The 24,175-nt window shown below is 61.7% G+C and carries 28 protein-coding genes; 22 read left to right on the plus strand and 6 right to left on the minus strand.

Translation table 11 applies throughout. The features are described 5' to 3' along the window. The first annotated feature begins 29 nt into the window (after positions 1 to 29). The 7 genes from LPB73_RS20650 to LPB73_RS20680 all read left to right on the plus strand — a co-directional run bounded on the left by LPB73_RS20650 (position 30) and on the right by LPB73_RS20680 (position 7,521). On the plus strand, positions 30 to 920 hold the full coding sequence (locus LPB73_RS20650; protein ID WP_231078008.1) for a shikimate dehydrogenase: 891 nt from the start codon (positions 30 to 32) through the stop codon (positions 918 to 920). 60 nt (positions 921 to 980) lie between these two features. Then, positions 981 to 2,123 carry an ABC transporter substrate-binding protein gene (locus LPB73_RS20655; protein ID WP_089262041.1) on the plus strand — a complete coding sequence of 381 codons (1,143 nt, stop codon included), beginning with the start codon at positions 981 to 983 and terminating at the stop codon, positions 2,121 to 2,123. A gap of 183 nt (positions 2,124 to 2,306) precedes the next feature. Further along, positions 2,307 to 3,182, plus strand: a complete 876-nt coding sequence (locus LPB73_RS20660; RefSeq protein ID WP_231078009.1) for a branched-chain amino acid ABC transporter permease — start codon at positions 2,307 to 2,309, stop codon at positions 3,180 to 3,182. Next, a complete protein-coding gene (locus LPB73_RS20665) occupies positions 3,179 to 4,174 on the plus strand; it encodes a branched-chain amino acid ABC transporter permease (RefSeq protein ID WP_089262043.1) in 996 nt (331 codons plus the stop codon). Before LPB73_RS20660 ends, LPB73_RS20665 begins: the two co-directional genes overlap by 4 nt. Continuing rightward, positions 4,171 to 4,914 carry an ABC transporter ATP-binding protein gene (locus LPB73_RS20670; protein ID WP_231078010.1) on the plus strand — a complete coding sequence of 248 codons (744 nt, stop codon included), beginning with the start codon at positions 4,171 to 4,173 and terminating at the stop codon, positions 4,912 to 4,914. The genes LPB73_RS20665 and LPB73_RS20670 overlap by 4 nt, the downstream gene beginning before the upstream one ends. Before the next feature lie 10 nt (positions 4,915 to 4,924). Further along, on the plus strand, positions 4,925 to 5,665 hold the full coding sequence (locus LPB73_RS20675; RefSeq protein WP_231078011.1) for an ABC transporter ATP-binding protein: 741 nt from the start codon (positions 4,925 to 4,927) through the stop codon (positions 5,663 to 5,665). Further along, the gene (locus tag LPB73_RS20680) at positions 5,662 to 7,521 is read left to right on the plus strand and encodes a bifunctional sugar phosphate isomerase/epimerase/4-hydroxyphenylpyruvate dioxygenase family protein (protein ID WP_231078012.1); all 1,860 of its coding nucleotides are present in this window, start codon (positions 5,662 to 5,664) and stop codon (positions 7,519 to 7,521) included. The genes LPB73_RS20675 and LPB73_RS20680 overlap by 4 nt, the downstream gene beginning before the upstream one ends. A gap of 15 nt (positions 7,522 to 7,536) precedes the next feature. Here the strand turns inward: LPB73_RS20680 and LPB73_RS20685 are convergent, their stop codons facing one another. From LPB73_RS20685 to mnmA, 3 genes are read right to left on the minus strand one after another with little or no spacing between them, the layout of a single operon-like run. Then, on the minus strand, positions 7,537 to 7,908 hold the full coding sequence (locus LPB73_RS20685; protein ID WP_089263610.1) for a hypothetical protein: 372 nt from the start codon (positions 7,906 to 7,908) through the stop codon (positions 7,537 to 7,539). 50 nt (positions 7,909 to 7,958) lie between these two features. Then, complete coding sequence (locus LPB73_RS20690) at positions 7,959 to 8,597, minus strand: class I SAM-dependent methyltransferase (protein WP_089262053.1); 639 nt, start codon at positions 8,595 to 8,597, stop codon at positions 7,959 to 7,961. 17 nt (positions 8,598 to 8,614) lie between these two features. Continuing rightward, positions 8,615 to 9,811: a tRNA 2-thiouridine(34) synthase MnmA gene (mnmA, locus tag LPB73_RS20695; protein ID WP_089263611.1), complete on the minus strand. Its 1,197-nt coding sequence runs from the start codon at positions 9,809 to 9,811 to the stop codon at positions 8,615 to 8,617. Positions 9,812 to 10,131: 320 nt separating this feature from the next. Between mnmA and LPB73_RS20700 the strand changes: the two genes are divergently transcribed. The 8 genes from LPB73_RS20700 to LPB73_RS20735 all read left to right on the plus strand — a co-directional run bounded on the left by LPB73_RS20700 (position 10,132) and on the right by LPB73_RS20735 (position 18,108). Beyond that, positions 10,132 to 11,655, plus strand: a complete 1,524-nt coding sequence (locus tag LPB73_RS20700) for a flagellar hook-length control protein FliK (protein ID WP_231078013.1) — start codon at positions 10,132 to 10,134, stop codon at positions 11,653 to 11,655. Positions 11,656 to 11,665: 10 nt separating this feature from the next. Then, positions 11,666 to 12,379 carry a flagellar hook assembly protein FlgD gene (locus LPB73_RS20705; RefSeq protein WP_231078014.1) on the plus strand — a complete coding sequence of 238 codons (714 nt, stop codon included), beginning with the start codon at positions 11,666 to 11,668 and terminating at the stop codon, positions 12,377 to 12,379. 146 nt (positions 12,380 to 12,525) lie between these two features. Then, entirely contained in the window at positions 12,526 to 12,801 is a 276-nt protein-coding gene (locus LPB73_RS20710) for a DUF1153 domain-containing protein (RefSeq protein WP_002714638.1), read from the plus strand. 171 nt (positions 12,802 to 12,972) lie between these two features. After that, entirely contained in the window at positions 12,973 to 14,586 is a 1,614-nt protein-coding gene (gene fliF, locus LPB73_RS20715; RefSeq protein WP_089263612.1) for a flagellar basal-body MS-ring/collar protein FliF, read from the plus strand. Between the two features lie 5 nt (positions 14,587 to 14,591). Then, on the plus strand, positions 14,592 to 15,683 hold the full coding sequence (gene fliG, locus LPB73_RS20720; RefSeq protein ID WP_089262059.1) for a flagellar motor switch protein FliG: 1,092 nt from the start codon (positions 14,592 to 14,594) through the stop codon (positions 15,681 to 15,683). Continuing rightward, positions 15,683 to 16,303, plus strand: coding sequence for a FliH/SctL family protein (locus LPB73_RS20725; RefSeq protein ID WP_231078015.1), 621 nt, complete (start codon positions 15,683 to 15,685; stop codon positions 16,301 to 16,303). Before fliG ends, LPB73_RS20725 begins: the two co-directional genes overlap by 1 nt. A gap of 21 nt (positions 16,304 to 16,324) precedes the next feature. After that, positions 16,325 to 16,669, plus strand: a complete 345-nt coding sequence (gene fliN, locus LPB73_RS20730) for a flagellar motor switch protein FliN (protein WP_089262063.1) — start codon at positions 16,325 to 16,327, stop codon at positions 16,667 to 16,669. A gap of 53 nt (positions 16,670 to 16,722) precedes the next feature. Next, complete coding sequence (locus LPB73_RS20735; RefSeq protein WP_231078016.1) at positions 16,723 to 18,108, plus strand: sigma-54 interaction domain-containing protein; 1,386 nt, start codon at positions 16,723 to 16,725, stop codon at positions 18,106 to 18,108. On the opposite strand, the gene LPB73_RS20740 is transcribed toward LPB73_RS20735, so the two are convergent. After that, a complete protein-coding gene (locus LPB73_RS20740; protein ID WP_093759441.1) occupies positions 18,109 to 18,291 on the minus strand; it encodes a hypothetical protein in 183 nt (60 codons plus the stop codon). Beyond that, on the minus strand, positions 18,288 to 18,674 hold the full coding sequence (locus LPB73_RS20745) for a DUF4345 domain-containing protein (RefSeq protein WP_231078017.1): 387 nt from the start codon (positions 18,672 to 18,674) through the stop codon (positions 18,288 to 18,290). The genes LPB73_RS20740 and LPB73_RS20745 overlap by 4 nt, the downstream gene beginning before the upstream one ends. 174 nt (positions 18,675 to 18,848) lie before the next feature. Between LPB73_RS20745 and LPB73_RS20750 the strand changes: the two genes are divergently transcribed. The 6 genes from LPB73_RS20750 to LPB73_RS20775 all read left to right on the plus strand — a co-directional run bounded on the left by LPB73_RS20750 (position 18,849) and on the right by LPB73_RS20775 (position 22,930). Beyond that, positions 18,849 to 19,958, plus strand: coding sequence for an ATP-dependent DNA helicase (locus LPB73_RS20750; protein WP_093759443.1), 1,110 nt, complete (start codon positions 18,849 to 18,851; stop codon positions 19,956 to 19,958). A 119-nt stretch (positions 19,959 to 20,077) separates the two neighbouring features. Beyond that, positions 20,078 to 20,467 (plus strand): BA14K family protein, encoded by a 390-nt coding sequence (locus LPB73_RS20755; protein WP_068733438.1) that lies wholly within the window; start codon positions 20,078 to 20,080, stop codon positions 20,465 to 20,467. A gap of 215 nt (positions 20,468 to 20,682) precedes the next feature. Then, on the plus strand, positions 20,683 to 21,399 hold the full coding sequence (gene msrA, locus LPB73_RS20760; RefSeq protein ID WP_089262069.1) for a peptide-methionine (S)-S-oxide reductase MsrA: 717 nt from the start codon (positions 20,683 to 20,685) through the stop codon (positions 21,397 to 21,399). A 40-nt stretch (positions 21,400 to 21,439) separates the two neighbouring features. After that, the gene (gene msrB, locus LPB73_RS20765; protein WP_093759446.1) at positions 21,440 to 21,853 is read left to right on the plus strand and encodes a peptide-methionine (R)-S-oxide reductase MsrB; all 414 of its coding nucleotides are present in this window, start codon (positions 21,440 to 21,442) and stop codon (positions 21,851 to 21,853) included. A gap of 165 nt (positions 21,854 to 22,018) precedes the next feature. Further along, positions 22,019 to 22,399: a hypothetical protein gene (locus tag LPB73_RS20770; RefSeq protein WP_139285870.1), complete on the plus strand. Its 381-nt coding sequence runs from the start codon at positions 22,019 to 22,021 to the stop codon at positions 22,397 to 22,399. 246 nt (positions 22,400 to 22,645) lie between these two features. Continuing rightward, entirely contained in the window at positions 22,646 to 22,930 is a 285-nt protein-coding gene (locus LPB73_RS20775) for a hypothetical protein (protein WP_068733430.1), read from the plus strand. 38 nt (positions 22,931 to 22,968) lie between these two features. Here the strand turns inward: LPB73_RS20775 and LPB73_RS20780 are convergent, their stop codons facing one another. Next, positions 22,969 to 23,487 carry a DUF4112 domain-containing protein gene (locus LPB73_RS20780; RefSeq protein ID WP_414716915.1) on the minus strand — a complete coding sequence of 173 codons (519 nt, stop codon included), beginning with the start codon at positions 23,485 to 23,487 and terminating at the stop codon, positions 22,969 to 22,971. A gap of 173 nt (positions 23,488 to 23,660) precedes the next feature. Here LPB73_RS20780 and LPB73_RS20785 point away from each other — a divergent pair, with 173 nt between their 5' ends. Then, positions 23,661 to 24,173 (plus strand): PAS domain-containing protein, encoded by a 513-nt coding sequence (locus LPB73_RS20785; protein WP_089262075.1) that lies wholly within the window; start codon positions 23,661 to 23,663, stop codon positions 24,171 to 24,173. The last annotated feature ends 2 nt before the right edge of the window (positions 24,174 to 24,175 follow it).

The raw sequence follows: 24,175 nt of genomic DNA on the forward strand, positions 1-24,175 counted from the left end.
TGATGATTGACAGTATTGGCCATCCGTTCATGACCTCTTCGACGCCCCATACCCCGGCGACGGGCCAACGTTTCCTCACCGGCCTGCTCGGCGCGCCGATCGCGCATTCAGCGTCACCGGCGATGCATGAGCGGGCCGCCGAGGCCATGGGCGCCCGCTGTCACTATCAGCTGATCGAGATCCCCGGTGCCGACCGCGGCGATTTGCGCGCCATTCTGGACGGCGTCCGTCGCCTCGGTTTTGCCGGCATAAACGTGACCTTCCCCTATAAGGAAGCCGTGGTCGATCTGCTCGACGAGCTCTCGCCCGGGGCCAAGGCCATCGGCGCCGTCAACACGGTCGTGGTCCGCGACGGCAGGCTCACTGGGCACAACACCGACACCACGGGCTTTGCACGGGCCGCCAGGCAACTGGTCGCCAATTCCAACCACGGCCCGGTCGCGGTCATCGGCACCGGCGGCGTCGGCAAGGCCATCGCCTTTGCGCTGGCTGATCTCGGCGTTTCCGAGATCAGGATCTTTGATACGGACGCGGCCAAGGCCCGGCATCTCGTTTCCCTGCTCCACAACAAGCAAAGCATCCGCGTGGCGGACAGCGTCGATGACGCCGTTCGCGGCGCGGTCGGCATCGTCAACGGCACACCCATCGGCATGTTGCCCAACCGCGGCACGCCAGTGCCCGATGCGCTGCTGCATGCGGAAGCGTGGGTTGCGGATGCCGTGTATTCCCCGCTGTGGACGCCGCTGCTCAACGCGGCCAAGGCCAAAGGCGCGCCGGTCATGACCGGCCGCGATCTGGCGATCTACCAGGCCGCCGATGCCTTTGAGTTGTTTACAGGATTTGCGCCTTCACCGACTGAAATGGGAATTGCTTTCGACGCCGTCATGGTCAAAAGGTACCCGACACCAAACGCAGCCTGAATGAAGCGGCCGCTCATAAGGCCGCACCCACAAACACAACAATAGCAACAGGAGGATTCCATGAAGCCAGTGTTCTTGGCGAGCGCCCTGCTCGCGACTGTATTGACCGGTGCTGCCATCGCGCAGTCCGGAGCCCCTATTAAACTCGCCAATGTCGCCGAATTGTCCGGCGGCGGCGCCACCGTCGGCACCAACTGGAAGAACGGCATCGATCTCGCGATCGAAGAAATCAATTCCAAGGGCGGTGTACTCGGCCGCAAGCTGGAAGTGACCCATGCAGACTCGCAGTCCAACCCCGGTGTCGCCCGCGCTCAGGTTCAGAAGGCACTGGACGCCGAGCCTTATGTGCTGCTCGGGCCCGGCTATTCCGGTTCGGTGAAGGTCACCGCGCCGCTCGCCGCCGAAGCCGGCATCGCACAAATCATGGGCGGCGAAGCCGCTGAACTCACGACAACCGGCAACAAGTTTCTGTTCCGGACGTCGTTTGGCCAGCAGTCGTCCATGCCCAAGGTCGCCAAATACATCAATGACGAATTGAAGGCGAAGTCGGTCGCCATCGTTTGGGTTAACAATGACTTCGGCAAGGGCGGGCGCGATTCCATCAGCAAGGAATTCGCCAAGTACAATATCAAAGTCGCGGCCGATCTCTCCACCGAAGCCGGCCAGGCCGACTTCGCGGCCGATGTCAGCAAGATCAAGTCGGCAGCGCCGGATGCAGTCTTCGTTTACGTCAACGAAGAAGAGAGCGCGCGCATACTCAAGGAGTTGAAACGCCAGGGCATCACTGTGCCGCTGGTCGGCGAAACCACGCTGGTCGGACAGAAGGTCGTCGAACTCGCCGGCGACGCGGCCAATGGCGCGCGCGGCCATGTCGGCCTCACCACCGACGCGCCGGTCGAACTGATCAAGGCGTTCCGCGACAAGTTCGTGAAGAAGTACAACTACGTCCCGGACCATAACGGCCTCAAGGGCTGGCTCGCGATCTACATGATCAAGGCCACCACCGAGAAGATGGGCAAGGTCGATTCCAAGGGCTTCGCCGATGCCCTGCACGGCTTCACAATCACCGCCGCCAAGGAGCCGGGCATCCTGATGGACGCGACCTTCGACGCCAATGGCGACATCGATAGACAGGGTTTCCTCGTCGAGATCGTCGAGGGCAAGCAGGTCGTCAAGCAGGTGCTGCCAAAGCTCGGCAACTGAGGCCTCGCGTACTTAAGCTCTCCCCGCTTGCGGGGAGAGGTCGGAGCCAAACGGAAGCGAGGCTTCGGGTGAGGGGGAGCGAGTGTTTTACTTGCAAGAACCCCTCACCCCAGCCCTCTCCCCGCAAGCGGGGCGAGGGAGCGCGCGGCCGGTGCTTTAGCTGCCGGCCATTTGGAGAACCACATGTCCAACCTTCTCGATCTCCTCATCGCAGGTCTTGCCACCGGGGCGATCTACGCGATCGTCGCCGTCGGCTTCACGCTGCTGTGGCAGACCTCACAGACCATCAATTTCGCGCAGGGCGAATTCGTCATGCTGCCGGCCTTCCTGATGCTGGCGGTGATGCATGCTGGCGCACCGTTCTGGCTGGCGATCCTGATTGGTATCGCACTGTCGCTGCTGCTGCTGGGCCTCGGCTTCAAGATACTGCTGGTCGATCCAATGCTACGCCATGGCGTGCTGCCGCTGGCGATTGCGACCATGGCCCTGGCCATCGGCATCAAGGAAGCCGCCAAGCAATTCTGGAGTGCCGAAGCCTCGCCATTTCCATCGATCATCCCGGGCGGTGACATCACGATTTTCGGTCGCGTCGTCGCCCTGCAGAGCATTGGCGTGCTGGTGCTGGCGATCCTCGCCGTACTCGGCCTGACAACGCTGCTGAACCGCACTTCCATCGGTCACCAGATGCAGGCTGCCGCGCAAAACCCGACCGTCGCGCGCATCATCGGCGTGCCCGTTGAACGCATGATCCTGCTGACCTTCCTGATCAACGCGTTTCTGGTCGCGCTGGCGTCGCTGCTCATCACTCCGATCTATCTCGCTAAATTCTCCAACGGCGAAGTGCTTGGCCAGGCCGCATTCATCGCCGCCATTGTCGGCGGCTTCAACCAGGTTCGCGGCGCCATCGCCGGCGGCCTGCTGATCGGCGTCGTCGACAATCTGTCAGCCGCCTATGTCTCCACCCAGTATCGCGCCGCCGTGCCATTGGTTCTGCTGATCGCGATCATTCTGTTTCGGCCGCAGGGCATGCTCGGCCGGCCCGAGGAGCGCACCGTATGACCGCGGCGAAGACCCTCAAGATCGGCTTCGGCATCGTTGTCATTGCCGCGCTGATCATCGTCCCGATGAATTTCAACCGCTACGGTCTGTTCATCCTGAGCCAGTGGGCGGTGATGACCATTGCCGCCATGGGGCTTAACCTCACGCTCGGCTATGCCGGGCAGGTTTCGCTGGCGCAGGGCGCCTTTGTCGGCATCGGCGCTTATACGGCTGCGATCATGACATCGAATGGTCTGCCGCTCATCGGAGCGCTCGGCGTTGCCATCGTGCTGTGCTTCGCCATCGGCTGGATCCTCGGCTATCCCGCCCTGCGCGTACAGCACCACTATCTGGCTTTTGTCACCCTCGCATTTTCGACGCTAGCATTCCTTGTCTTCCGCAACGAGGATTGGCTGACCAAGGGCATCTACGGCATCAGCAACATCCCTCGCCCGGAGATTTTCGGCTATCCGACGCGGCGGCCGTTGCCGTTCTATTATGTCTGTCTGGGATCGCTCGGTATCGTCTCACTGGCCGTTTGGTGGCTGATCCGTTCGCCCTGGGGCCGCGCTTTCATTGCGCTGCGCGAGAACCCCGTTCGTGCGCTCTCGCTCGGCATCGACACACGGCGCTATACGCTGATGGCCTTTGCGATCGGTTCCGCGCTCGGTGGTGTCGCCGGCACGCTCTATGCGCCGCTGACCCAATATGTTGATCCCGTGCCGTTCCACCTGTCGCTGTCCCTCGATCTCCTGATGATGGTGATCGTCGGCGGCTCCGGTTTCTTCTTCGGGCCGTTCCTTGGCGCGATGATCGCCGTGCTGTTGCCTGAATGGCTGCGCTTCACGCAGGGTTACTATCTGATGCTCTATGCCATCGCAGTGATCCTGCTGCTGATCTACTCACCCACCGGTATTCTCGGCATTCTCGATCGTTACATCTCCGAACGCCGCACCAAGGCAGCGTCCGCATTACGTGCGGTCGCCAAAGCGAAACTGGAAACGGCGCCATGACCGCGGTTCTCGAAGTCAGCAATATCCGCAAGAGCTTTGGCGGCATCACCGCCGTGAACGGCGTCTCGTTCGATGTCCAGGAAGGCGAAATCCTCGGCCTCATCGGCCCGAACGGCTGCGGCAAGTCCACTTTGTTCAACTGCATCCTCGGCCAGCTCACGCCAAGCGCCGGCGAAGTGAAGGTCGACGGCAAGGTGGTCACCGGCATGCGGCCGTCAGAGCTGAACGGCCTCGGTGTCAGCCGCACGTTTCAATTGCTGCAGGTATTCCCGAAGCTGTCGGTGCGCGAGAACCTGATCCTCGCTGGTCAGGAACACGAAGGTAACATGCTGTCACGCCTGCTCGGCCCATCCGATGCCGGACTGACCGAGGCGGCCAACCAGATGATCGGCTTCTTCAAGCTCGACCATCTCGCCGATGAGCCCGCGGGCGGCCTCTCTTATGGCCAGCAGAAACTGCTCGATGCCGCGATGGCCTTCATGGGCGGCCCGCGCCTCGTGCTGCTCGACGAGCCTGCCGGCGGCGTCAACCTGACCATGCTCGCGGATCTCAAGGACCGCCTCGCGGCGATCAACCGGGAGAAACGTGCCACTTTCGTTGTCATCGAGCACAACATGGAATTCGTGATGTCGCTCTGCACGCGCGTAATGGTGATGGCCGAAGGAAAGGTTCTGGCGGTTGGGCGACCGGACGAAATCCGCGCCAACCCTGCCGTAATCGAAGCCTATCTGGGACATTGAGGATAGTGCCATGAGCGATGCAATCCTGGACGTTCAGAACCTTGTCGGCGGCTACGGCAAGATGACGATCTTGAATGGCACCACCTTCTCGGTGCCGGCTGGGTCGATCACCACCGTCATCGGGCCAAACGGCGCCGGCAAGTCCACGGTGTTCAAGGCGATCTTCGGTCTGCTGAAGTTGCGCGAAGGCAAAGTCGTATTCAAAGGCAAGGACGTCACCGGTCTCAGCCAGCGCGCACTGCTGACGGCAGGCATCTGCTATGTCCCGCAGGGCCGCAACATCTTCCCGGAACTCACGGTCCGTCACAATATCGAACTCGGTGCCGTCGCTGCCGGTCGTGACATCACCGATCTGCCGGCCCGTATCGAGGCCGCTCTCGACAAATTCCCCGTACTGCGTACCAAAGCCAAGCAACAGGCTTCCACTCTATCCGGAGGCGAGCAGAAACAGCTCGAAATCGCTCGCGGCCTGCTGCTCAATCCGCAACTGGTGCTGATCGATGAACCTTCCATTGGGCTGTCGCCGCTGATGGTGCTGCAGACGTTCAACATCCTGAAAGAGCTGCGCGACCGCGGCGTCTCGATCCTGATGATCGAGCAGAATGCACGCTCGGCACTGGAGATTTCCGATTTCGGCATCGTGCTGGAGCTCGGCCAGACCCGTCTGATGGACAAGGCCGACCGCGTGCTCAACGACCCCCGTATCGGGCAACTGTTCCTGGGCGGCGCCATGACGGAGCCCGCTGCATGACCAAGCTCTCAATCGCCACCGTCTCGCTATCAGGCGCACTGGACGAAAAACTCCGCGCCATCGCTGCGGCCGGCTTCGACGAGGTCGAGATCTTTGAAGCGGACCTTCTGTCCTTCAATGGAAGCCCAAGGGACGTCGGCCAGATGTGCCGCGATCTCGGCCTGACCATCTGCGCCTTCCAGCCGTTCCGCGACTTCGAGGGCATGCCGGAGCCGCAGCGCGGCCGCAACTTCGCGCGCGCGGCGCGCAAGTTCGACCTGATGAAAGAGTTGCAGACGGACTTGATGCTGATCTGCAGCAACATCTCGCCGGCCTCGCTTGGCGGTATCGACCGAGCCGCAGCGGATTTTCGCGAGCTTGGGGACCTCGCCGCGAAGCACGACATGCGTGTCGGCTTCGAAGCGCTCGCATGGGGCGCTCATGTCAACGACTATCGCGATGCCTGGGAGATCGTGCGCCGCGCCAATCACCCGTCCATCGGCGTGATCCTCGACAGCTTCCATGCACTGGCTCCGGCATTTCCCGTCAGCGCCATTGCATCCATCCCGGCCGATAAAATCTTTCTGGTGCAACTCGCCGACGCGCCGAAGCTGGGCCTCGATGTCTTGTCCTGGAGCCGGCATTTTCGCTGCTTCCCCGGTCAGGGCGACCTGCCCGTGGCTGAGTTCATGGAAGCGGTGCAAGCCACCGGCTATAGCGGCGCGTGGTCCCTCGAGATTTTCAACGACCAGTTCCGCGCAGGCTCTGCCGTTCGCACAGCCACTGACGGATTGCGCTCACTGATCCTGTTGCAGGATCAACTGGCAAAGACACCGGCCGACGCCCTGCAACCAAAGACATCCACCCGCGGCGTCGGCTTCATCGAATTCGCCGTCAATGAGACCAAGGCGACAGACCTTGCGACGCTGCTCAGCCAACTTGGCTTTCACAAGACTGGCGCCCATCGCAGCAAGGACGTCGAACGCTGGTCGCAAGGCGCCATCGAACTCGTGATCAATTCAGAGCCGGACGGTTTCGCGCATTCGCATTACGTAACGCATGGCCCCGGCGTGTGCGCCATCGCACTGGACGTCGGCAATACCAAGCAGGCCATGGCGCGCGCGGAAGCCTTGCAGGCGCGGACATTCTATCAGCCGGTCGGACCGGGCGAACTGGAAATTCCGGCGATCCACGGCGTCGGCGGCAGTCTGCTCTACTTCCTGGAAGCGGCCGGCAAGAACTGGGACGTAGATTTCGAGCCGCTGCGGAGCAATGCCGGTTCAGATCATCTTTCCGTCGTGGATCACATCTCGCAATCGATGCCCTATGACGAGATGCTGTCGTGGCTTCTATTTTACACCGGCATTCTCGACCTGCAGCGCCTGCCGCAGATGGAAATTCCGGACCCGGTCGGCCTCGTGCAAAGCCAGGCGCTGATATCAGCCAATCAGTCGCTGCGCGTCATCCTGAACGGATCATCCGCAACGCGTACGCTGTCGAACCGCTTCATCTCGGAGTTCTTCGGTTCCGGCGTGCAACATATCGCGTTCTTGTGCGACAATATCTTTGCTGCTGTGGCCGATATGCGCAAACGCGGCGCCAAATTCCTGCGCATTCCCGACAATTATTACGATGACGTGGAAGCCAAATATGGGCTCGATGCCGAGCTGATGGCTGCGCTACGCGACAACCAGATCCTGTATGATCGCGAAGGCGACGGCGAATTCTTCCAGATCTACACGCCGAGCTTCGATGAGCGCTTCTTCTTCGAGATTGTCGAGCGCCGCAACTATCAGGGATTTGGTGCGGCTAACGCCGGTATCCGTCTCGCAGCTCAAACGCGTGACGCGCGGCCTGTGTCCGTGCCGCGCGCCTGACGAACTCGTTAAGGCTTACTTCGGCCGAACGCTTTGATCGCCACCGGGACTGCCGGGCGGGGGAATCACCGGCGTATTGCTACTATCTGAATTCGGCCCGCGTGCCCGCATCGCGGGATCGACATTGCTCGGCGGGCACAGAACGCCATCTGATTTCGCGAGTTTATCGCCCAACGGCTCCGGGCTCTGGCCGGTCGTCGTACCGCTCGGAGCAATCGTCCCCTGCGGGGTCGTTTGTGTGGGTGCACAATTGGCATTTGCGCGCTCGGCCGATGGCGGCGCGGTCTGTGCGGGAGGTGTGGCAGGCGTCGGCGGCGCCTGCGCGAAGGCGGCGCTGGAACCGGCGATGACTAGACCTGCGATGACAAGCGACTGTTTGATCTGCATCCGGAGCCAACCGCGGGCGCGAACGGAGGTTCCGGTCCCGCGCTCCACAGTCAGGATTTAATGTAGCGGATCAGCGAAAAATGCCCCATCGGCGGCATCGGCCGCCGCTCGGCCAGTGTGATCCCGCCATGGACCGTTGCCCAGTCCACCAGCCGCTTCCACGGAAATTCCGGTCGCCAGCCGAGTCGGCGCGCCAGTGGCGCAAAGGCCAGTTCGAAAATCTTGCGCGGACCGCTTTCGGCGCCGATGTGATTGACGAGAATGAGCTCGCCGCCTGGTTTCAACACACGGATGAAATCGTCCAGCGTCGCTTCCGGATCGGGTACGGCTGTGATGACATATTGCGCCACCACGGCATCGAAATGATTGTCGGGGAATGCGAGATTCTTCGCATCCATAACCGCCAGCGTTTCGACATTGGTGAGGTTGTGGGTGCGGACGCGCTCATGCGCCTTGCGCAGCATCGGCTCGGAAATATCGACGCCGCAAATCTTCGTGGTGCGGGCGTAATCGACCAGCGACAGACCTGTGCCGACACCGACATCAAGGATGCGACCGCCGATGCGATCGGCCTCGATGATGGTCGATTGCCGACCGCTATCGAACACCTTGCCAAAAACGAGATCGTAAATCGGCGCCCAGCGCCCGTAAGCCTTCGCGACCCCCGCGCGGTCGATATCGCCAGCCATGCCCCTACCCTGAACTCTTACACACGCATCGCTGCGACGGCGGGGACATTAGCATCGCGGGGGGAGGTGCTGACAGGGCTTTTCGCCGCAGCGCTCTTGATGAAGCCGCCGCCGAGCACGCGGGCCTGCCCGTCCGGCGCGTCGTAGAACACACAGGCCTGACCGGGCGACACGCCCTCCTCGCCGCCGACCAGTTCGATCTCGTAGCCGCCATTCACAGCACGCAACCAGGCTGGCTGTGGTCCACGGGTCGAGCGAACCTTGACGAACAGCTCGAGGCCATTGCCAACGGCGCGATCGAGCGTGCCGCCGCCGATCCAGTTGACGTCGCGCAGCACAATGCGGTGCATCCGCAAGGCCTCGCGCGGGCCGACCACCACGCGCCGGGTGACGGCATCGAGCTTGATCACATAGAGCGGCGCGCTCGCTGCGATACCGAGGCCGCGGCGCTGGCCGATGGTGAAATGGATAATGCCATCGTGGCGGCCGATGACATGGCCATCCATATCAACGATCTCGCCCGGCTCGAGCGCATTCGGCTTCAGACGCTCGATCACGTCGGTGTAGCGGCCGGACGGCACGAAACAGATGTCCTGGCTGTCCTGCTTGTCGGCGACCGACAGATCGAACTGCCGGGCCAGTTCGCGGGTCTGCGGCTTGCTCATGTCGCCGAGCGGAAAGCGGAGATAATCGAGCTGTTCCTGCGTAGTCGCGAACAGGAAATAGCTCTGGTCGCGATCGGCATCGGCAGCGCAGACCATAGCACGCGAGCCGTCAGCAAGGCGGCGTGAGGCCACGTAATGCCCGGTCGCCAGCGCCTGCGCGCCGAGATCGCGCGCGGTCGCCAGCAGATCGCGGAACTTGACCGAACGATTGCATTCGATGCACGGCACCGGCGTTTCGCCGGAGGCATAGCTCGCGGCGAAATTGTCGATGACGGACTCGCGGAACCGGCTTTCGTAATCCAGCACATAATGCGGTATCCCGATCCGCTCGGCCACGTCGCGGGCATCATGGATGTCACGGCCGGCGCAGCAGGCGCCCTTGCGATGGGTGGCGGCGCCGTGATCGTAGAGTTGCAGAGTAATACCGACGACGTCGTAGCCCTGCGACTTCAACAGCGCAGCCGTCGCCGAGGAGTCGACGCCGCCGGACATGGCGACCACGACCCTGGTGTCCTGCGGACGGCCTTCGAGATCGAGACTGTTGAGCATGGTTTCGGTCACTGATGCGACCGCGCTGGCTGCAAACCGTCGCGATCAGGAAAACGGAGCCAAATCCCGGAACTTAAGGTCGGTCCGACGATGGGTTGGGATATGGCACTTTAATATAGGCCGCCTTGCGCTCAATCAATCACGGCGCCTCGCCGGAAACGGCAATTCTTGCCGCCGGGCAGAAAAGATAATGCCGCGACGGTCCCCACGGAGGTTCCATCCGAATTACAACATACTGATTTATATAGATATTTTTATAAAGCGAGAGGTGGCCCGGTCCTTGCTGAAAGGAGGATAGAACTCTTCTGGAAAGGCCGCCCGTGGTTAGCGTCACGTCCGATATCGTCTCAAACGTCTCGTTTCAGAACGCACGATCGAATTCGTCCCGCGACGATCAGCGGTCGGATGCCGACAGCTTCGGCTCGCTGGTCGACAGCAACACCGTTGCCAGCGCCAATAGCGACCGCGCCGCGGCAGCCCAGCCTGATCTGCCAGCACCCGCACGGCGCGACGACACGCGCTCCTCGAGCAATGACCGCACACGGCAGTCCGACGATCGCGCCGACAACGCGGCCGCCAATGCACGTGACCGCGACACCCAGGCAGCCGATGCCGCGCAGGACTCCCGCAAGGCAAAGAAGAGCGACCCGAGCGACACGAAGGCCGATTCCAAGGCCGACGCGAAGACGGGCGACAAGACCGACACCAAGGACGCCTCGTCCAAGGATACCGACAAGACCGCAACGACCGATGTCGATGCAACGGGCTCAACCGAGAAGCCCGTCGCGGTCGCCGCCGTCGCCGTTGCGATCCCCGTGCCCGTGGCCACGACCGATGTTGCAGTAGCTCCGACAGCGCCAGAAACCACCGGCGTTGCACAGCCTCTCGCCATCGCTGCAGCCGTTTTGAAAGCCCAGACGGCAGTGACCGAAGCTGCAACGGCTGATACCGAAGCGGCGCCTGCAACGACGCCCCCGGAAGCCGAAGCGAATTTCGCGGCACTAATCGCATCCGCGACGCCCGCGGGCGGCAAAGCCGGCACGAAGAAGACCAGCGGAGCCGATGCCACAACGGGATCAACGCCTGAGGTCAAATCAGAAGACAAGACGAAGGCGGCCACGACGACGTCCACGCAGCCAGTCGACGCGGCCGCAGCGGCAACAGTCGGCAAGGACGCCAAGCCGGGCGACAAACCCGTCGATGGCGTAGCAACCGACCCGACCGCCGTTGCACCGGAAGCTGCAAAGCCTGCGGCTGGCGCTGCCCATGAGCGTCGTACCGAACACACCGCCCAGGCTGCAATACCGGATGTAGCTGCGCCGACCACCAATAGCTTGCAGCAGCAACCGTTGCAGACCACACCGACGCCGATTGCAGCTGCGAGCCCGCAATTGACCGCCACGATCGCGACCAACGCTCCCGTGCCTTTGAACGGCGTCGCTGTCGAGATCGCCCAGAACGCCAAATCGGGCAAGAGCAGCTTCGACATCCGGCTCGACCCTGCCGAGCTTGGCCGTATCGATGTCCGCCTCGAAGTCGACAAGCATGGCAATGTCACCTCGCATCTCACCGTCGAGAAGCCGGAAACCCTGACCATGTTGCGCCAGGATGCACCGCAACTGCAGCGCGCACTCGAACAGGCCGGCCTCAAGACCAACGACAGCGGACTACAATTCAGCCTGCGCGATCAGTCGCAAGGCCAGCAACAGAACAGTGGCGAGAATTCGGGCCGCAACGCCCAGCGCCTTGTGATCCACGAAGACGAGTCCGTGCCTGCGATCGCTGCGGGCCGCGGTTATGGCCGCATGCTGGGATCCAGCAGCGGCGTCGACATCAGTATTTGAGGAGCGAACCATGGCAGTTGACGCAACGACTCCACCCCCTGTCGTATCCGGTACCACACCGGTATCGAACTCGAGCAGCAGCTCCGGCTCGACGACGACCGGCATTGCGGATAATTTCCAGACGTTCCTGACATTGCTGACAACGCAGCTGCAGAATCAGAACCCGCTCGATCCGCTCGATACCAACCAGTTCACGCAGCAGCTGGTGCAGTTCGCGGGCGTCGAACAGCAACTCAAGTCGAACGATCAGTTGAAAGCCCTGGTCGATCTTGGCAAAGCTACGGAAGCGACACAGGCGCTTATCTATGTCGGCAACAACGTCGCTGTCGATGGCAGCACGGCGCAATTCAAGACGTCGGCGACATGGAATCTTCTCGCCGACAAGGACTCGACAGCCACCGTCAACATTACGAATTCCGCTGGTAACGTTGTCTACACCGGCAAGTACACGTTGAAGTCCGGCAACGGCACTTTCGTATGGGATGGCAAGGGCAATGATGGTGTTCAGTATCCCGAAGGGGCCTATACGCTGACTGCAACGGGCAAGGATGACAACGGCCGCGACGTCGCCATCTCCACGGAAGTCCAGGGCGTTGTGGATTCCGTCGATCTGTCAGCGAGCCCCGCCCTGCTCTCAATCAACGGCGCCAACTATACCGTCGACAAGATCAAGCGCGTGGTGCGTCCGACGACTCCGACGACGCCAACCACACCGACAACCTGACGCTGCGCCGCATCATCTTCTCGGGACGATTATTTCGAACCAAATCCAGTTCTATTCGCATTGGAGTTGTAGGCTTAGGCAAATTTTAAGTCGCTGGGCGTAGATTGTTGAAGTGAGTTCAGTGGTTGAGAGTTTGTGAGTACGCCATGACAGAACCCCATCGCCCGAGGGTCAAATACGTCATCGGGCCTGACGGCAGTCCGTTAACAATTGCGGATCTGCCCGCGCCCGGAACCAAACGGTGGGTCATCCGCCGTAAAGCCGAAGTTGTCGCCGCCGTCCGCGGTGGCCTTCTGTCTCTTGAGGAAGCCTGCAGCCGCTATACGCTGACAGTCGACGAATTCCTCTCCTGGCAGTTCTCGATCGACCAGCACGGTCTGGCAGGACTGCGGACCACCCGCATCCAGCAGTATCGTCAGTAAACGAATCGTTAATATCTCCAATTCGATGAAAACCGGCTCCCTCATGGGAAGCCGGTTTTCGTCATTTGGCCATATTTTTGCCACCCGTTAACCGCCGTTAACCATATCGAAACCATACCCCGGCAAAATTTGCCCAGTCGGTCTTTGAGGCCGAATCTCAGGGGCTGGTTCGTGCAGAGTCTTCTAAGTTTCCTTAAAGGTCTCGGCGCGGCGCGCCTGATGGCGATGGTTGCGGTGACGGCCGCGCTCATCGGCTTCTTTGCTTTCGTCATCATGCGGGTCACCACGCCGCAGATGACCACCCTGTTCACGGACCTGAGCGTCGAGGACTCCTCGGCGATCATCAAGGACCTGGAACGTCAGGCTATCCCCTATGAGCTGAAGAACGACGGTGCCGCCATCATGGTGCCGAAGGACAAGGTGACCCGCCTGCGCATGAAGCTGGCCGAAGGCGGCCTGCCCAAGGGTGGCGGGGTCGGCTACGAGATCTTCGATAAGTCGGACGCTCTCGGAACAACAAGTTTTGTCCAAAATATCAATCACTTGCGCGCTCTCGAAGGTGAATTGGCGCGAACCATTCGGGCGATCGACCGGGTACAGTTCGCCCGCGTTCACCTCGTCCTGCCGGAACGTCCCCTGTTCTCCCGCGAAGCTCCCGAGCCTTCGGCCTCGATCGTCGTCCGCGTCCGCGGCGCCCTCGACCCGCAGCAGGTCCGGGCGATCCGCCATGTCGTCGCCTCGGCCGTCAACGGCCTGAAGCCGGCCCGGGTTTCGATCGTCGACGAAGCGGGACAGCTGCTCGCCGACGGCGCCGCTGACGCGACCATGGAAGGCGCCACCGGCGACGAACGCCGCGCCGGCTTCGAGAAGCGGATGCGCAGCCAGGTCGAAGCGATCGTTTCCTCGGTGGTGGGCGCAGGCCGGGCCCGGGTCCAGCTCACAGCCGACTTCGACTACAACAAGGTCACGCAGACTTCCGACAAATTCGACCCGGAAGGCCGGGTCTTGCGCTCCAGCCAGAGCCGCGAAGAATCCTCCGCCGTCGGCGAGCGGGATGGCCAAGTCACCGTCAACAACGAACTGCCAGGCAATCAGGCGGCCGGCAACACGGGGACGGCGAAGGATCAAAGCAAGAAGTCCGAAGAAACCAACAATTACGAAATCTCCCGCGTCACCAAGACCGAAGTTACCGAAGCAGGCCGTGTCAATCGCATCTCGGTCGCGGTACTGGTCGACGGCAGCTACAGCAAGAACGAGAAGGGCGAGCAGGTCTACGCCCAACGCCCCAAGGAAGAACTCGATCGCATCGCAGCGCTGGTCCGTTCGGCCATTGGCTTCGACCAGAAGCGCGGCGATCAGGTCGAGGTCGTCAACCTGAAATTCGCCGAGGGCCCAACTGTCGTTCCGACGCCGGAGCCGACCGGTCTGCTCGGCATGATGCAATTCACCAAGGATGACGTGATGCACGTCATCGAACTCGCGGTCATGATGCTGCTCGGCCTGGTCGTGATGTTCATGGTCATCCGCCCGCTGGTCCGCCGTGTCCTCGCCTCTGAGCCCGTGCCGGCGCTCCCTGCAGCCAACGCTCTCGTTCTTCCCGACGGTGTCGCTCTCAGCGCTGACGGACAGACCGTCATTCCCGCCAGCGGCCCCAACATGATCGACGTCGCCACCATCCAGGGTCAGGTCCACGCGCAATCCGTGCATCGCGTGGGCGAACTGGCCGATCGTAACCCCAACGAAACCGCAGCCATTGTTCGCGCATGGCTGCAGGAACCGGCGTGATCTGAATGGCATCCGTTCCGCAAACCACCGGCGACAACAGCAGCGACATCGCCAGCGTCGTCGCTTCGCTCGCACAGCGCCAGGGTGGCCGTGCGCCAGCAAAGCCGCTGAGCGGCCCGAAGCGCGCAGCCATCCTGATGCTGGCGCTGGGTGAACAATATGGTGGGAAGGTCTGGGCGCAGCTCGACGACGACGAAGTGCGCGAGCTTTCACTCCACATGTCATCGCTCGGCACCATCGAGCCGGAGACTGTCGAAGATCTGCTGCTCGAATTCGTGTCACGGATGTCCGCCTCCGGCGCCCTGATGGGCACTTTCGATGCCACCGAGCGTCTACTGACCCAGTATCTGCCGTCCGAGCGCGTCAGCGGTATCATGGAAGAAATCCGCGGCCCCGCCGGCCGCAACATGTGGGAAAAACTCTCCAACGTGCAGGAAGAGGTTCTCGCGAACTACCTGAAGAACGAATATCCGCAGACCGTCGCTGTGGTGCTGTCGAAGCTGAAGCCAGAGCATGCGGCACGCGTGCTCGGCATCCTGCCGGAGGATCTCGCGCTCGACGTCATCAACCGCATGCTCAAGATGGAAGCGGTGCAAAAAGAAGTCATCGAGCGCGTCGAACAGACGCTGCGCGTCGAGTTCATGTCGAACCTCTCGCAGACCCGTCGTCGCGACGCGCACGAAGTCATGGCGGAAATCTTCAATAACTTCGATCGCCAGACCGAAACACGCTTCATCACCTCGCTGGAAGAAGACAATCGCGAGGCGGCCGAGCGCATCAAGGCGCTGATGTTTACCTTCGACGACCTCATCAAGCTCGATGCCGGCTCGGCACAGACCCTGATGCGCAGCATCGACAAGGACAAGCTGGGTATCGCACTGAAGAGCGCCAACGAGGAAGTTCGCGCCTTCTTCATGGGCAATATGTCGTCCCGCGCCGCCAAGATGCTGACCGACGATATGGCCGCGCTCGGCCCGGTCCGTCTGCGCGATGTCGACGAGGCCCAGGCACTACTCGTCAATCTCGCCAAGGATCTCGCCGCCAAGGGCGAAATCGTGCTGACCAAGAACCGCGCCGACGACGAGCTGGTGTATTGATGGCCGCCCCCGCAAAATTTCTGTTCGATATGGACTTCGCAGCGCCCGACAAGACGCGTGCGCCCGCGATCACGCCGGCCGAGATCGCGGAGAAGGTTGCCAACGCCGAAGCCCAGGCCTATCGCACCGGATTCGATGCGGCCCAGCGCGAAGCCAAGGCTGAAAGCGACCGTCGCGCCGCATTGGCGCTGGAACAGATCGGTGTTGCGATCTCCTCGATCTCGTCGCGCTTCGGGGCCATCGAAGAAAAGATGGAAACCGAAGCTGTCGATGTCGCGGTGTCGGTGGCACGCAAACTCTGCAGTGAATTGATCGCCGTTGAGCCGCTCACCGAAGTCATGGCCCTGGTCCACGACTGTTTCAAGAATCTGGTGTCGACGCCGCATCTCGTGGTGCGCATCAACGATAAGCTCTATGACGAAGCACGCGAACGCATCGAGAAACAGGCCAAACAAAGCGGCTTCGCCGGTCGCCTCGTTATCCTCGCCGAGCCGGATATCGAGAACGGTGACTGCAAAATCGAATGGGCGGATGGCGGCGTCGTGCTCGAACGCGCAACCATCGACGCCAAGATCAACGAACTCGTCGGACGCTATATGGCGTCGCGCAATCAGGCCTGAAAGGGCTGTGAGGACTAGAATATGAGCGATCCCCAGGTGCCGCTTCCCGATCTCAATGCCACCGATCCCGGCGCAATGGGAGACGTTGGCTATGCTGACGAAGAACAGGTCACGCGTATTGCCGCCGATCTCGAAGCGGTCTTCGACGTTCCAGTCCAGGTCTCGGCCGTGCTTGGCCGCTCCAAAATGGGTGTGGGCGAATTGCTGAAGCTCGGGCCCGGCACCGTGCTCGAACTCGACCGCCGCGTTGGCGAAGCGATCGACATCTACGTGAACAACCGCCTGGTGGCGCGCGGCGAAGTCGTTCTCGTCGAAGAAAAGCTCGGCGTCACCATGACTGAAATCATCAAGGCTGAACGCAGCTAACTCGGGACAAACGGCGCCTCAAGGGCGCGACCAGGATATAACAGGAGATCACCATGCGGCTTCTCATCGTTGGTACCCTCAAGGGCCAACTCACCACCGCCACCAAGATCGCCATGGATAACGGCGCCTCCGTGGTTCATGCCGAAGGCCATGATCAGGCGATGGGCGTGTTGCGCGGCGGCAAGGGCGCAGACCTCCTGCTGGTCGATGTCGCCCTCGACATCCGCGACCTCGTGATGCGGCTGGAAGCCGAACACATCCATGTGCCGATCGTCGCCTGCGGCATCACCACCGATGCCCGCGCCGCGGTCGCCGCGATCCATGCCGGCGCCAAAGAATACATCCCGCTGCCGCCGGATCCGGAACTGATCGCCGCCGTTCTCGCTGCTGTCGCCAATGACAGCCGCGACCTGATCTATCGCGACGAGATGATGGGCAAGGTGGTCAAGCTGGCGCAGCAGATCGCCGGCTCCGATGCGTCGGTGATGATCACGGGCGAATCGGGCACCGGCAAGGAAGTGCTGGCGCGCTACGTCCACACCCGCTCCAACCGCGCCAAGAAGCCGTTCATCAGCATTAACTGCGCTGCAATCCCCGAGCATCTCCTGGAGTCCGAACTGTTCGGCCACGAGAAGGGTGCCTTCACCGGCGCGATCGCACGCCGCATCGGTAAATTCGAGGAAGCCACCGGCGGCACGCTCTTGCTGGACGAAATCTCGGAAATGGACGTGCGGCTGCAGTCGAAGCTGCTGCGCGCCATTCAGGAGCGCGTCATCGACCGCGTCGGCGGCACCAAGCCGGTGCCGGTGGACATTCGCATCATCGCAACCTCGAACCGCAACCTGTCCGACGCCGTACGCGAAGGCACGTTCCGCGAAGATCTGCTGTTCCGCCTCAACGTCGTGAACCTGAAGATCCCGCCGCTGCGCGATCGCCCGGCCGACATTCTCGAACTGGCGCAACACTTCGCCAAAAAATATGCCGACGCCAATGGCGTGCCGGTGCGTCCGATCTCCGCCGAGGCGCGGCGCGTACTCACCGCCAATCGCTGGCAGGGCAACGTCCGTGAACTCGAAAACACGATCCACCGTTCGGTGCTGATGGCCAACGGCGACGAGATCGGCGCGGATGCGATCCTAACTCCGGACGGCGATCGCCTCGATCTCGCCAAGACGGTGCCCGCCGTGGCGCATGCAACGCTGGCGGCCGAGACGGTGACCCGCGCGCTGGTCGGCCGCACCGTGGCCGATGTCGAACGCGATCTGATCCTTGAAACGCTGAAGCATTGCCTCGGCAACCGCACCCATGCGGCCAATATTCTTGGCATCTCGATCCGCACGCTGCGCAACAAGCTGAACGAATATGCCGATGGCGGGCTGCCGATCACACCGGCCGGAGCGGGCGCCGGCGACTATCGTGCCGCCATGGGCGCGATGTAATTACGCGAAGAACGACAACGACGCGCCCTGCGAATAGCTCGGCGCGTCCTGCTTGCGAAAAATCTTGATCGGATCGCCCGGCGTCAGCTCCTGCCGGGTGAACATCGCATAGGCGTAGAGCGCGAGATAACCGATCGAAATCGCGCCGATCACATAGACGATCCCAATGCCGATCCGCTTCATGCGACCGCACCCCGCCGCACGAGATGGCGGAGCCACAGCCAGATCATCGGGACGACCACGAGTTCGCCGATCAGACTGATCAGGAGTCCCACGGTCGGAAAGCCATGACTGAGCACGGCCAGTAGACGCGCGGCAGCGCCGAACACGAGGATGAAGGTCACGATCGAAATCCGCTCAAAGCGTTTTTCGATCTGCGGGACTGCCGACCAGTAGATCAGCCCGACCGCCACCAGCACGCCCTTGATGAAGCGCACATAGCCTTCCATCGTCACGCCCAGCCTGACGCCCGACAGGCTGGTGCCGAACAGCACGCCGGTCAGGCCGAACAGGATGGCCACGAGGCCGACAATCGCCAGTGCGATCTGAAGCAGTCTGCGTTCCAAATTGGGCTCCCTAGGCTCAAGCAGCCTAATAACTGCGTCATGGAACGACAATGAGCAACCGGCCACGTTGGCGCACACAACTTGGGGGTCTCCGGCTTGCGTCAGACGCCTGAATGGTTAGCTTTCCCCGCTGAGTCGCGGCAAAATGGCTGCGCACCGCTTTCCAGAGACGCAATGCCGACCTTTACCCCGCATCAGGATGCCGCGCTGAAAGCCGTCGACGACTGGCTGAAGGCGAAGCCAGGCCGCAACGGCACACCGCAGGTGTTCCGGCTGTTCGGCTTTGCCGGTACCGGCAAGACGACATTGGCGCGGCACGTCGCCGACAATGTGGACGGCGAGGTGAAATTCGCAGCCTTTACCGGTAAGGCGGCGCTGGTGATGCGCAACAAGGGCTGCGACGGCGCGTCCACGATTCACTCGCTGATCTATCGCGCCCGTGAGAGCGGCGAGGAGCAGCCGAATTTCGAATTGTGGGATGACGCACCGGCCTCGAAGGCCAAGCTGATCGTCATTGACGAATGCTCCATGGTGGACGCCGAACTCGGCCGCGACCTCCTGTCATTCGACTGCCCTCTGCTGGTGCTCGGCGATCCCGCGCAGTTGCCGCCGATCCAGGGTGGCGGCTTCTTCACCGAGACCGAGCCCGACGTGATGCTGACCGAAGTGCATCGGCAGGCCGAACACGATCCGATCGTGCGCATGTCGATGGATGTCCGCGAGGGTCGGTCGCTGCAGCCCGGGCAATACGGCCTGAGCGAAATCGTGTCGCGCAAGGCACTCGATCCGGACCGCGTGATGGCCGCGGATCAGGTACTGGTCGGCCGCAACAACACGCGGCGCGCCTACAATATGCGTGTGCGACAGAAACTTGGCATCGAGGACCTGCTGCCGGTGGCCAATGACAAGCTGGTCTGCCTGCGCAACAACCGCAAGAAGGTGCTGTTCAACGGCGGCTTGTGGCGCGTGAAGGCGCGTGCTGCCTCGAAGTCGCAGATCATCACCATGCGGATTTCGCCGGATGAGGATTTCGGCGGCAAGGTCACCAAGGTCTCGGTGCGCGCGGACTGTTTCTCCGGCGGTGTTGAGACGCTGCCATGGGAGCAACGCAAGCCTTACGATGAATTCGACTACGGCTACGTGCTGACCGTACACAAGAGCCAGGGCTCGCAATGGGATGATGTCGTCCTGTTCGACGAGAGCTTTGCATTTCAGGAGAGTCGCGCCCGCTGGCTCTACACCGGCATAACCCGGGCAGCGAAGCGGTTAAGCATCGTGGTGTAACGCCCGCGTTTTGCAATTCACAGCATGGGTTGATCTGACGCATCCCCCATCATTGTGCATTGTGGAACCATAAGGCCGCCCGCACGTTTCGGCCACTTACGCACAACAAGGAGCTCGATATGCATCCCGCGAAAATCTTGACGATGGCTACGATGATCGGCGCAAGCGCGCTGGCGTTTTCGGCGCCGGCAACATCAGCGCCACTGCTGAGTCAGCCCAGCCTCGCCAGCGCCGTACCCTCGGCCACCGAGAACGTGCAGTATTATCGCCGCTACGGTTATGGCCCACGCTACGGCTACGGTCCTGGCTACTATCGCCGCGGACCCAGCGCTGGCGCCGTCGTCGGCGGCCTCGCAGCTGGCGCCATCATCGGCGGCGCGATTGCGGCCAGCCAGGCCAACGCGGCAGCCCAGCAGAACGCAGCCTATTGCTCGCAGCGCTATCGTTCCTACGATCCGGCGTCAGGCACTTATCTGAACAACGACGGCAATCGCTATCCCTGCCCATAAGCGGTTAGCGTCATAGTCAATCAGAAAGCCGCGGGACGCATGTTCCGCGGCTTTTTCCTGCCATCCAGATCCTCACGAACTCGTGTCCGGTATCGCGTAACAAGCGAGATCCTTCTCCGTATCTCCGATACGCCGCCCGGAAATGCCGATTGCGAACCGCGGGCTCCGGTCTAGACTGCCGATATCCGGCCATCGATCATCCAAGAGGACCTGCTATGCGCCGCTCCCTGTTCAGCCGCCTCTCGCTCTGCGCCTTTGCCGGCGCATTGGCGATTTCAACCGCCATCGTGGCCCCCACTTTTGCTGCCGAAGAGGCTGTCATCATTCCCGCACCCGCAGCGGACACGCCGGCCGCGACCGGCATTCAGACTGCGGTGATTGCGGGTGGGTGCTTCTGGGGCGTCCAGGGCGTATTCCAGCACACGGCAGGCGTCGTTAACGCTGTGTCCGGCTATGCCGGCGGCTCCAAGAGCTCGGCCAATTACACCGCGGTCAGCACCGGCTCGACCGGGCACGCCGAAGCGGTCGAGATCAAATACGACCCGCAAAAGATCAGCTACGGCAAGATCCTGCAGATCTATTTCTCGGTGGCGCATGACCCGACCCAGCTGAATCGCCAGGGCCCGGATTCGGGAACGCAATATCGGTCGGAAATTTTCGCGACGACGCCGGAGCAGAAGAAAGTGGCGGAAGCCTATATCGCGCAGCTCAATGCCGCAAAGGTCTACAAGAAGCCGATCGTCACCAAGCTCGGAATGCTTGAAGCCTTCTATCCGGCGGAAGCTTATCATCAGGACTACCTGACGCTGCACCCGAACCAGCCCTATATTGCCTATAACGATATTCCGAAGGTCGAGAACCTGAAGAAGATCTTTGCCCAGAACTATATCGAGAAGCCGACGCTGGTGAGCGCGTCGAAGGTCACAAATTGACCTGAGCGCTCGCAGCAGGGCCGATCGGGAAGGAGAGAGAATGACCGACACCAAGACCACATCCGGCAAGGTCGAAAAGAGCGAAGCCGAATGGCGCCGCGAACTGACCCCGATGCAGTATGCGGTACTGCGCGAAAAGGCGACGGAGCGTCCGTTCACCGGCGAGTACGAACATGACCATACGCCGGGCACCTTCGTCTGCGCCGGCTGCGGCCAGACGCTGTTCGAGTCCGATGCCAAGTTCGATTCCGGCTGCGGCTGGCCGAGCTTCACGCAGCCCTCACGAGAAAGTCATATCGACGAAGAACGCGATGTGACCCACGGCATGATCCGCACGGAAGTGCTGTGCTCCAAGTGCAATGGTCATCTCGGACATGTGTTTGACGACGGCCCCGGACCCACGGGATTGCGCTACTGCATCAACTCCGCGGCCTTGAAACTTCAGCCTAAATAAATACGTATCCCGTATCGAACTGTTTCCATGCCCCGTGCGACTCATCGAAGTCTCGCGGGGCATTTCTGTCCAATACTTGTCCGTAAGCGGCTTCGCCTATTGCCTGTTACTTGAACATGCCTCAGCGGCATGCACGTTCGCGAAGAAGAATAAGAAAGTACCAAGATGTCTACCCGTTCAAACCGTTTGTTGCTCGGCATTGCCCTTGCGGGTCTCATTCTCGAAAGCTTGGTGTCCCACCCCGCACTGGCGACCGACAAGGTGTCGCTGTTCAAGGTGATCACGGCCAAGGACGAGATCATCATCGGCATTAACGATGACCAGCTCTCCACTTTCGAAGCCAAGAACGCCGGCGGTGTCGCCAAGCATTTGGTCCAGAAGGGTACGCTGACGGCCTGGCAATATGCCGTGCGCAAGGCTGAGGCCGGGGCGCTGGAGCAGGCGCCTTTGCGGCAGGTGGGGCTTATGTCGACTGAGGCGCTGCGGGTCGAGCCCTATACCACCCCCCTGAAAATCGTGCCGCTGCCGGACGTGACCGGACAATAGGCAAATATTGCGCCGCGCGCGCCGCTGCCCATGCCTTAAGCGCGCGCTAAGCTCTTTGAATCACAAAGCTATTACGGCAATACCGTCCGCGCACTGCGATTCATCATGCTGTATCGCAGGTGTCGCAATCGGCCAAAACGTGCTTATATTGGGGTCTGTCCTGAAATGATGTTCCGCGCGCCGCCGGATCGGCTGCATTGCGAATGAAGCGTCGTTTCGTTGCGTATTCAGATGAGGTCCCCGACCATGGCAGCTTTCAGCTACAACACCGCAGCCGAACTCTTCCCCGCCGCGATCCGCAAGAAAAAGCGCGCCGGTTTCGCCTATCGTCGTTTCGATACGGCCGCCGCCGCCGTCCAGTTCGCGATCGAGGAGCTGCCGGCTGACTCGCTGAACGGCGCCTATCTGCAGGTCGAGGAAGCGCGTTTCGACCAGAGCGGCATTCGCTCGCTCTATGAGAGCCAGGACTTCCCGCTCGAGCGCCGCGTGCGCGCCGAAGAGCCGGCGACCGACGACGCCGACGCAGCTTGAGCTTTACGAATTGAGACGATCGCAGCCCGGACTCTGAACTAGAGTCTGGGCTGTTTTTCGAGCCACTTGCGCAGCATTCTGACGTTGCGGACATTGGCCCGGAACATCACGTCGAACGCATCGCCGATAAACGGCACGATGCCGACAGCGCCGTCGACAGCAACATTGCCCAGCATCCGCGCCGTGAGATGCCACGGCGCGCCGAGCGCCCGCGCCTCGCGCACCACCCATAGTGAGATCGCCGTGGTGATGATGTCGCCCACGATCGGAATCAAGCCGATCAGGCCATCGATGCCGTAGCGGATCTTGGTGCCCGGCACGATGAAGGCGACGTCGAGCAGTTTCGCCAGCGCATCCAGCCGCGCCAGCCGTTGCTCGCGCGTGAGATTGGCAAACGGATTGGCGCCCGCTCCGAAGTCGAACCGAAAGCCCTGCACATCCGGCCGAAGTTGCTCGGGCCGAACCTCAAAACCATCCTGATCGATGATCGGACCATGCGCGGACGCCGGTTTGCGCGGGCGGCCGGCGTCGTAAGTGGTTGATTGACCTGTGCTCATCATGGCCATGACATGGGGGACAGGCGCCAACTCTGCAAGCGGCATCGCGTCACGCCTCATCGGGCGATCCACCGCGATCCCCATATTTGCCGCGCAGAAATTCTCCAACCACCGGTTGAATTGCAGGGAGCCCGCTATATTCTGCCCGCGCCGGGAACGGGTGGGGATGAGCGATGCGACGACCCTTGGGTGACGTGTGCCTCGATATTGCAAGCTTCGCCCGGGAGCGGAAGCACGAATTTCTCTCCTACATCCTGCGGCTCGCGGCAGCAGAGGCCTACCAGACCACGGCCGAGGACGACGCGTTCGAGATGCCGATGCCGCGCCGGCTCGCCGCCCGTGAACTGATCGCCGGTTTCTGGGACTGGGACATCAGCAACGACCGCAACTATCTCGATGCCGGGGCTGCCCGCTTCTTCAATGTCGATCCCGAAACGGCCGCGCGCGGTCTGCCGAACATGGCCTATCTCGCAGCAGTCCATCCCGATGACGTTGACCGGGTGCACGCGGCGGTCGCGGCCGCGATGCGATCAGGCGGCATCTTTGAGTGCGAGTGTCGGCTGATCAAGAACGACCGGATCAGTTGGGTTCTCGCGCGCGGCAGTTGCACGCTGGACGGACATGGCCGCCCCGTCCGCCTGCCCGGCGCGATCATCGACATCACCCACGACAAGACGATGAACTGAGG

Origin of the sequence: Tardiphaga sp. 37S4 (assembly GCF_021044645.1) — a bacterium.
GTDB lineage: Bacteria > Pseudomonadota > Alphaproteobacteria > Rhizobiales > Xanthobacteraceae > Tardiphaga > Tardiphaga robiniae.